Annotated in this window: 1 protein-coding gene; it reads left to right on the forward strand. The window is 58.0% G+C overall.

Features of this window, described 5'->3' with window-relative positions; translation table 11 throughout:
* Nucleotides 1–157: 157 nt before the first annotated feature.
* Nucleotides 158–1,156 (forward strand): site-specific integrase, encoded by a 999-nt coding sequence (locus K309_RS0135020; RefSeq protein WP_029050491.1) that lies wholly within the window; start codon nucleotides 158–160, stop codon nucleotides 1,154–1,156.
* Nucleotides 1,157–1,254 lie beyond the last annotated feature (98 nt).

The following is a 1,254-nucleotide window of genomic DNA, read 5'->3' on the forward strand; positions in this document are numbered from 1 at the left end:
ACGAGCAGCTTGCCCAAATTGGACGCAACCCGAAGCTCGTGCGGTCGTTCTTCAGGCATCCATGTGTCCGCTATATTTCTGACTCATGAGTAAGCGGCTCGCCCGAACTGATGCGTGAGGCGATGCGCCGACTCGAACAGCGCTGGGGGGACCGGCCATGACTACTTCGGCCACCTTTGCTCCACTACTGGAGCGTTTTTTCACGCAGCGCCTGATGCAGCAGCGTCAGGCGAGTCCTCACACCATCAGTTCCTATCGCGATACCTTTCGGCAATTTCTTAAATTCGTGCAGCAGCGCCTGCATAAGCCACCGTGTCAGCTGAACTTCGAGGACATCGATGCTCCTCTGATTGTCGCGTTTCTCGATGAGCTTGAGAAGCACCAGGGCGTTAGCGTTCGCACTCGCAATCTGCGCCTCGCGGCAATTCATTCCTTCTTTCACTACTCAGCTCTCGAAACACCGGCCCATTCCGCCCAGATCCAGCGGGTGCTTGCCATCCCTAGCAAACGCTTCACCCGTACGCTGGTCCACTTCCTGACGCGTCCTGAAGTCGACGCCTTGCTAGCCGCGCCTGATCAAGGCACGTGGTCTGGCCGGCGCGATCACGCCTTTCTATTGGTTGCAGTACAGACCGGCCTTCGCCTGTCCGAGATGACCGGGCTCAATCGTGAGGACCTGATCCTTGGCGCCGGTGCTCACGTGCGCGTGATCGGGAAAGGTCGAAAAGAGCGCTGTACACCTATCGCCAGATCCACACGCGCCGTACTGAAAGCGTGGTTGCGAGAACCACAACGCGGCGATGGCACGGTCCTGTTTCCCAGCGAGCGGGGTGAACGCCTCAGCGTCCACGGTGTGCAGTACCTGCTGAACAAGCAGCGCAAGACCGCGTGTGAGGTTTGCCCGTCATTGAAACAGAAGCGCGTCACTGTCCACTGTTTGAGACACACAATGGCCATGGACCTTCTGCAACAAGGCGTTCGTCGCTCGGTTATCGCGTTGTGGCTCGGGCATGAATCGGTGGAAACCACGGAGATCTATGTCGAAGCGACCCTTGCGATGAAGGAACAGGCCCTTGAGAAGGCAACTCCGCGACGCGGCAAGCCTGGACGCTTCAAGCCGACAGACGAGCTCCTCGACTTTCTGAACCGTCTTTAGACCCATTGCATTACACACAAGTCACTCGTGACCAATTTCCCTGGCGTACTTGATGCCGGCGGCGAAATCCATGACGCGTTGCAAGCCCTGCCAGATTG

It is taken from the genome of Cupriavidus phytohabitans (genome assembly GCF_000426345.1).
Lineage (GTDB): Bacteria > Pseudomonadota > Gammaproteobacteria > Burkholderiales > Burkholderiaceae > Cupriavidus.

What these genes read in the sequence shown, in the direction of transcription:
- K309_RS0135020 (WP_029050491.1), top strand. Translation starts at nt 158, where the DNA reads ATGACTACTTCGGCCACCTTTGCTCCACTACTGGAGCGTTTTTTCACG.